Source organism: Microbacterium sp. zg.Y909 (genome assembly GCF_024626565.1).
In genome coordinates, this window is record NZ_JANJFJ010000235.1 from 1 (window position 1) to 7,003 (window position 7,003).

Below are 7,003 nucleotides of genomic sequence, written 5' to 3' on the forward strand. Positions count from 1 at the left end.
CGCGGGCGCGGAATGCGCTGTGGCATCCGCGGCATCGGTGGAGTGATCGGGGGTGTTCACGGTGTTCTCGTCGAGCCGCTCGTCGGTCACGGTTCATCCCTTCGCCGTCGCGCCGGAGGCGCGGTCATCCGATGGTACCGGTCAGCCTAGGCAGTGGGGACCCAGCAGGCCCTTCAACTCGCCATAGAGATCCGCGGTCACCTGCACGTGCAGCGGCACCTCGAACACCTTCGCGATGCCGCCCTTGTGCACCTTCAGCGTCACCTCGGTGTCGCCCCGGTGCCGCGTGAGCACCTGTGCCAGTTCGCCGATCACGGCCTCGGTCGCCCGGTGCTCGGGCATCGTGAGCGTGAGCGGCCCGGCGACGTCGGTCGTGCCCAGATCCGGCGAGAATGCCGACTGGCCGTGCAGGTTCAGGCCGTCGTCGCGCCGCGAAACGCGGCCGCGGACGACGAGGATGGAATCGGCGACGAGCATCGACTGGAACTCGGTGTACGTCTTGCCCATGAACATCACGGTCACCTCGCCGTTGAAGTCCTCGACCGTGATCATGCCGTACGGGTTGCCGCTCTGCTTGGCCACCCGGTGCTGCACGCTGGTCACGAGGCCCGCGACGGTGACCTGGTCGCCGTCCTGCACGTCCTCGGAGGAGAGCAGGTCGTGGATCGACATCGAGGCGTGCTTGGCCAGAGGTATCTCGAGACCGGCCAGCGGGTGGTCCGAGACATACAGGCCGAGCATCTCGCGCTCGAAGGCCAGCTTGTCCTTCTTGGTCCATTCCGGTCGCTCCGGCACCTTGGGCGGCATGACCTCCTCGGCCTCGTCGTAGAGGCTGTCGAAGTCGAAGCCGATGGCGCCGGTCGCGGCCTTGCGCTTGGAGTCCACGGCGGCCTCGGTGGCATCCTCGTGGATCTCCATCAGGGCACGGCGTGTCGAGCCCAGTGAGTCGAACGCCCCGGCCTTGATGAGCGACTCGACCGTGCGCTTGTTGGCGACGTGGATCGGCACCTTGGTGAGGAAGTCGTGGAAGCTGACGAAGTTGTCGTCGGCACGGGCCGTGACGATGCCGTCGACGACGTTGGTGCCGACGTTGCGAATCGCGCCGAGACCGAAGCGGATGTCGCTGCCGACGGCGGCGAAGTACCGGATCGATTCCCGCACGTCCGGCGGCAGCACCCGGATGCCCATGCGGCGGCACTCGTTGAGGTATACGGCGAGCTTGTCCTTCGCATCGCCGACGCTCGTCAGCAGTGCCGCCATGTACTCGGCGGGGTAGTGCGCCTTCAGGTACGCCGTCCAGTACGACACCAGCCCGTACGCGGCGGAGTGAGCCTTGTTGAAGGCGTAGTCGGAGAAGGGAAGGAGGATATCCCACAGCTTCTGGACGGCGGCATCGGAGAACCCGTTGGCGTGCATGCCGGCCTGGAAGCCCGCGTACTGCTTGTCGAGCTCGGACTTCTTCTTCTTGCCCATCGCGCGGCGCAGGATGTCGGCCTGACCGAGGCTGAACCCGGCGACCCGCTGGGCGATCGCCATCACCTGCTCCTGGTAGATGATGAGGCCGTAGCTGGTGCTCAGGATCTCGGCGAGCGGCTCTTCGAGCTCAGGGTGGATCGGAGTGATCTCCTGCAGCCCGTTCTTGCGCAGCGCGTAGTTCGTGTGGGAGTTCGCTCCCATCGGGCCCGGTCGGTACAGCGCGATGACGGCGGAGATGTCTTCGAAGTTGTCGGGCTTCAGCAGGCGCAGCAGCGACCGCATGGGTCCGCCGTCGAGCTGGAACACGCCCAGCGTGTCACCCCGGGCCAGCAGGTCGTACGCCGCCTGGTCGTCGAGCGCGAGGTCCTCGAGCACGACCTTCTCGCCGCGGTTGGCCTCGATGTTGTCGAGCGCGTCGTCGATGATCGTGAGGTTGCGCAGCCCCAGGAAGTCCATCTTGATGAGGCCCAAGGACTCGCACGCCGGATAGTCGAACTGCGTGACGATCTGGCCGTCCTGCTCGCGCTTCATGATCGGGATGATGTCGATCAGCGGCTCGCTGGACATGATGACGCCGGCGGCGTGCACGCCCCACTGTCGCTTGAGGTTCTCGAGCCCCACCGCCGTGTCGAACACGGTCTTGGCCTCGGGGTCGCTCTCGATGACGGTGCGGAACTCGGATGCCTCTTTGTAGCGGGGGTGCTTCGGGTCGAACATGCCGCCCAGCGGCATGTCCTTGCCCATCACCGCCGGGGGCATCGCCTTGGTGAGCTTCTCCCCCATGCTGAAGGGGAACCCGAGCACGCGCCCGGCATCCTTCAGCGCCTGCTTGGCCTTGATCGTTCCGTAGGTGACGATCTGGGCGACGCGCTCGTCGCCGTACTTCTCGGTGACGTACTGGATCACCTCACCGCGGCGCCGGTCGTCGAAGTCGACGTCGAAGTCGGGCATCGAGACGCGGTCGGGGTTGAGGAACCGCTCGAAGATCAGACCGTGCTCCAGCGGGTCGAGGTCGGTGATCTTCATGGCGTACGCCGCCATGGAGCCGGCGCCGGAGCCACGGCCGGGGCCGACGCGGATGCCGTTGCGCTTGGCCCAGTTGATGAAGTCGGCGACGACGAGGAAGTAGCCGGGGAAGCCCATCTGCACGATGACGCCGGTCTCATACTCCGCCTGCTTGCGCACGGCGTCGGGGATGCCGCCGGGGTACCGCTCGTGCAGGCCGTTCTCGACCTCTTTGACGAACCAGCTCTCCTCGGTCTCGCCCTCGGGCACCGGGTAGCGCGGCATGTAGTTGGCCGAGGTGTTGAACTCGACGTTGCAGCGCTCGGCGATGAGCAGCGTGTTGTCGCACGCGACCTCGTAGTCGCGGAAGATCTGCCGCATCTCGGCGGGCGACTTGACGTAGTACCCGTCGCCGTCGAACTTGAACCGGGTGGGGTCGTCGAGGGTGGACCCTGACTGCACGCACAACAGCGCCGCGTGGCTCGTGGCGTCGTGCTGGTGGGTGTAGTGCAGGTCGTTGGTGGCCAAGAGCGGAATGCCGAGGTCCTTCGCGAGGCGGTGCAGGTCGGTCATGACCCGGCGCTCGATCGACAGACCGTGGTCCATGATCTCGGCGAAGTAGTTGTCCTTGCCGAAGATGTCCTGGAACTCCGCCGCCGCCGCGCGCGCGGCGTCGTACTGACCCAGCCGCAGGCGCGTCTGCACCTCGCCTGACGGGCAGCCGGTGGTGGCGATGAGCCCCCTGGAGTACGTCTGCAGCAGCTCGCGATCCATGCGCGGCTTGAAGTAGTAGCCCTCGATCGAGGCCTTGCTCGAGAGGCGGAACAGGTTGTGCATGCCCTCGGTCGTCTCCGACAGCAGGGTCATGTGCGTGTAGGCGCCCGAGCCCGAGACGTCGTCGCTGTTCTGCTCGGGCGTTCCCCAGCGCACCCGCGACTTGTCGCTGCGGTGGGTGCCCGGTGTGACGTAGGCCTCGATGCCGATGATCGGCTTGATGCCGGCATCTTTCGCCGTCTTGTAGAACTCGTACGCGGCGAAGGTGTTGCCGTGGTCGGTGACGGCGATGGCCGGCATGTCCAGCCGCACCGCCTCCTGGACCATGGCGCCGATGCGGGCGGCGCCGTCGAGCATCGAGTACTCGCTGTGGACGTGAAGATGAGCGAAGGAGTCGGATGCCACGGGTTCCAGTCTACGAGGAGCCCCGACATCGGCGGTCGGGCTGCGGGCGCGCCGCCTAGGCTGGGAGCATGGCCACTCCCGATTTCGTCCTGTCGCTGCGCGAGAGCATCGGGCACGCCCCGCTCCCCCTCGTCGGCGTCACCGCGGTGGTGTTCCGCGACGAGAAGGTGCTGCTGGGAAAGCGCGCCGACAACGGCTCATGGCAGTCGGTCTCGGGCATCGTCGACCCCGGTGAGGAGCCGGCGGATGCCGCCGTGCGCGAGTGCCTCGAAGAGGCCGGCGTCGTGGTGAAGGCCACGCGACTCGCCCTCGTGCAGCAGATGCCCCGCATCACCTACGCCAACGGCGATCAGGTGGACTACCTCGACCTGGTGTTCCGCTGCGAGTGGGTGTCGGGCGACCCGCACCCCGCCGACGGCGAGCTGACCGAGGTGGGGTTCTACGGCCTCGGCGAGATGACCGACGTCGCGCCCGAGAACGTGCGCAAGATCGCGCTGTCGATGGCCGAGGACGACCCGGCGACCTTCCGCGGCGGCCGCTAGAGGGCGCCGCGCTGCGACCGGGCGCGGCGGCGGTCCGCGAGCGTCGCGACGGCGGCCCAGGCGACCATGAGCAGCAGCAGGAGGAACCAGGAGCGCGGCGAGAGCCATGCGCCCAGCGGTGTGGCCGTCGCACCGGTGACGTCGAAGGTGAGCCCGATGAGGAACCACCCGCCCACGAAATAGGCCAGCGGCCCGCCGAACAGGCTCCACAGTGGGATGCGCGACCGGTTCTGTTCGATGAACCGCTGCTGCCGCGCCCCGAGGTCTGCCTGCCGGTTGCGCACCTGCGCGCTGCGCTGCGCATCCGTCAGCGCCGCACCGATCGTGTCGAGGTCCGCGACCCACGGGATGTCGCGCTCCGCTCGGACCAGCCGCCGCCGCGTGGTGACCGCCCCGATCAGCGTGAACACGACCGGCACGGCGAGCACCAGCGCGGCGATCCACCAGGCATCCGCCGGGGCGAATTCCCACCGGAAACTCGACCCGGTGCCGGAGTAGTACACCGCGCCGCCCATCAGGATCGGCTCGTCGCGGGTCCACAGCGGCAGGGTCGCCGCAAACGCCGTCAGCGCCAGCGTGAAGGACACCGTGATGACGGCGGTGCGCGTCGCGCTGCGGTCGGCGTCGAGCCAGCGGCGCAGAACGACATCGCGATCGACACTCATGGACCTGACGCTACGGGACACAACGGCGCGGGGACGCGATCCTCGCCCGCGCGGCGCTAGAGGTCCAGCCGCATCAGCACCCGCGGGAAGCCGCCGGCGATCGCGTCGGCGTCGGCGGCCTTGCGGAAACCGGCCTGCTCGAACAGCCTGCGGGTGCCGACGTAGGCCATCGTCTGGTCGACTTTCTCCCCGCGGTTGTCCACCGGGTAGCCCTCGATCGCCGGTGCGCCTTGCTGCCGCGCATATGCCACCGCGCCGTCGATGAGCGCATGCATGACGCCCTGCTTGCGGTGGCCCGGCCGCACCCGGAAGCACCACAGCGACCACACGTCGAGATCGTCGACGTGTGGGATCTTGCGGTTGCGGGCGAACGAGGTTCCCGCCCGCGGGTACACCGCCGCCCAGCCGACCGGTTCGGCGCCGTCGTAGGCGATGACGCCCGGCGGTGGCTCCTCCGCGCACAGCTCCCGCACCCTCTCGGCGCGCGCGGATCCTCGCAGGGCATTGTTCTCGCGCGATCCGATGCGGTAGCTCAGGCAGAAGCACACGTTGGATACCGGATTCTTGGGTCCGACGATCGTCGCGACGTCTGCGAACACGGTGGCGGGGCGCACGTCGATGGCCATGACGGCATCCTGCCCCCTCCCCGAGACAGGAGGAATACCGGGCACAGGACGAATGGCGCGCAATCCACCTGTTCCGGCGACTCTTCCTGTTGCGGGCGCGCGCTGCCGCCGGTCAGTCGCCGCGCAGCAGGTCGAGCGCGTGCTGCAGATCGGCCGGATACGGCGAGGTGAAGGTCACCCAGTCGGTCGTGGCCGGGTGGGCGAACGAGAGCTCGCGAGCGTGCAGCCACTGCCGTGTGAGGCCCAGGCGCGCCGCCATCGTGGGGTCGGCGCCGTAGAGCGGATCCCCGACGCACGGATGCCGGTGGGCGGCCATGTGCACGCGGATCTGGTGGGTGCGCCCCGTTTCGAGGTGTATCTCCAGCAGTGACGCACCGGGGAAGGCCTCGATCGTCTCGTAGTGCGTGACGGAGTCCTTGCCCTCGGGGGTGACGGCGAACTTCCACGAATGCGAGGGGTGCCGCCCGATGGGCGCGTCGATCGTGCCCACGAGCGGGTCGGGGTGCCCCTGCACGACGGCGTGGTAGATCTTCTCGACCGTGCGCTCCTTGAACGCGCGCTTGAGCGCGGTGTAGGCGCTCTCGGTCTTCGCCACGACCATGAGCCCGCTGGTGCCGACATCGAGCCGGTGCACCACGCCCTGGCGCTCGGCCGCGCCGCTGGTCGCGACGCGGAACCCGGCTGCGGCCAGCGCCCCCAGCACGGTCGGGCCCTCCCAGCCGACGGAGGGGTGGGCGGCGACGCCGACGGGCTTGTCGACGACGATGATGTCATCGTCGTCGTAGACGATGCCGAGGTCCGCAACGGCGACGGGCACGACCCGCGGCGGCTCCTTCTCGGCCCACGTCACCTCGAGCCAGCCGCCGGCGCGGAGCTTGTCGGACTTGCCCAGCGTGCGTCCGTCGAGGACGACACCGCCTGCTTCGGCCACCTCTGCGGCGAAGGTACGAGAGAAGCCCAGGAGCTTGGCGAGGGCGGCATCCACCCGCACGCCGTCAAGCCCGTCGGGAACGGGAACGCTGCGACTTTCCATGTCAGGCCTTCGCGGCCTCGTCGGGAGCCGAGGCGCCGTCGCCTTCGGATGCCGCAGTGGCGTGGTGCCGGTGGTGTTCGCGTGTGCCGTCGAACCGCAGGCCGACGAGCACCAGCACGGCGACGCTGATCATCATCGTGACGATGAAGATGTCGGCGATGTTGTAGATCGCGGAGGGGAACCCGAGCCACATCCACGGGGTGTGGATGAAGTCGATCACGTGGCCGACCAGAAACCCCGGCTCGCGCAGCAGGCGGTCGGTGAGGTTGCCCAGAATGCCGCCGAGGAGCAGTCCCAGCACCACTGCCCAGAGGCGGGAGTGCACGACGCGCGCGGCGAGGACGACGATCGTCACGGCAGCGGCGAGAAGGACCAGCGTGAAGATCCAGGTCACGCCCTCACCCAGGGAGAATGCCGCACCGGGGTTGCGCGTGAGGTAGAGCTGGAAGAAGTCACCCAGGACGGGAACCGTCTCCT

6 protein-coding genes are annotated in these 7,003 nt (G+C 68.4%); 1 reads left to right on the forward strand and 5 read right to left on the reverse strand.

Translation table 11 applies throughout. The annotated features are described in order from the left end of the window. Positions 1-141 precede the first annotated feature (141 nt). Positions 142-3,612: a DNA polymerase III subunit alpha gene (gene dnaE / locus NQ160_RS15625; protein WP_374113664.1), complete on the reverse strand. Its 3,471-nt coding sequence runs from the start codon at positions 3,610-3,612 to the stop codon at positions 142-144. 116 nt (positions 3,613-3,728) lie between these two features. On the opposite strand from dnaE, the gene NQ160_RS15630 reads away from it, so the two are divergent. Next, positions 3,729-4,202: an NUDIX hydrolase gene (locus NQ160_RS15630; RefSeq protein ID WP_257516097.1), complete on the forward strand. Its 474-nt coding sequence runs from the start codon at positions 3,729-3,731 to the stop codon at positions 4,200-4,202. Here the strand turns inward: NQ160_RS15630 and NQ160_RS15635 are convergent. From NQ160_RS15635 to NQ160_RS15650, 4 genes are all read right to left on the reverse strand, one after another. Then, positions 4,199-4,867 (reverse strand): hypothetical protein, encoded by a 669-nt coding sequence (locus tag NQ160_RS15635; protein ID WP_257516098.1) that lies wholly within the window; start codon positions 4,865-4,867, stop codon positions 4,199-4,201. The genes NQ160_RS15630 and NQ160_RS15635 overlap by 4 nt on opposite strands. A gap of 56 nt (positions 4,868-4,923) precedes the next feature. Continuing rightward, complete coding sequence (locus tag NQ160_RS15640; RefSeq protein WP_257516099.1) at positions 4,924-5,493, reverse strand: GNAT family N-acetyltransferase; 570 nt, start codon at positions 5,491-5,493, stop codon at positions 4,924-4,926. Between the two features lie 112 nt (positions 5,494-5,605). Then, on the reverse strand, positions 5,606-6,526 hold the full coding sequence (locus NQ160_RS15645) for an RluA family pseudouridine synthase (protein ID WP_257516100.1): 921 nt from the start codon (positions 6,524-6,526) through the stop codon (positions 5,606-5,608). A gap of 1 nt (position 6,527) precedes the next feature. After that, positions 6,528-7,003 (reverse strand): signal peptidase II (locus tag NQ160_RS15650; protein ID WP_257516101.1); only part of this gene is annotated, 476 nt, incomplete at its 5' end.

What these genes read in the sequence shown, in the direction of transcription:
- NQ160_RS15635 (WP_257516098.1), bottom strand. Translation starts at nt 4,867, where the DNA reads ATGAGTGTCGATCGCGATGTCGTTCTGCGCCGCTGGCTCGACGCCGAC.
- dnaE (WP_374113664.1), bottom strand. Translation starts at nt 3,612, where the DNA reads ATGCTCGACGGCGCCGCCCGCATCGGCGCCATGGTCCAGGAGGCGGTG.
- NQ160_RS15640 (WP_257516099.1), bottom strand. Translation starts at nt 5,493, where the DNA reads ATGGCCATCGACGTGCGCCCCGCCACCGTGTTCGCAGACGTCGCGACG.
- NQ160_RS15645 (WP_257516100.1), bottom strand. Translation starts at nt 6,526, where the DNA reads ATGGAAAGTCGCAGCGTTCCCGTTCCCGACGGGCTTGACGGCGTGCGG.
- NQ160_RS15630 (WP_257516097.1), top strand. Translation starts at nt 3,729, where the DNA reads ATGGCCACTCCCGATTTCGTCCTGTCGCTGCGCGAGAGCATCGGGCAC.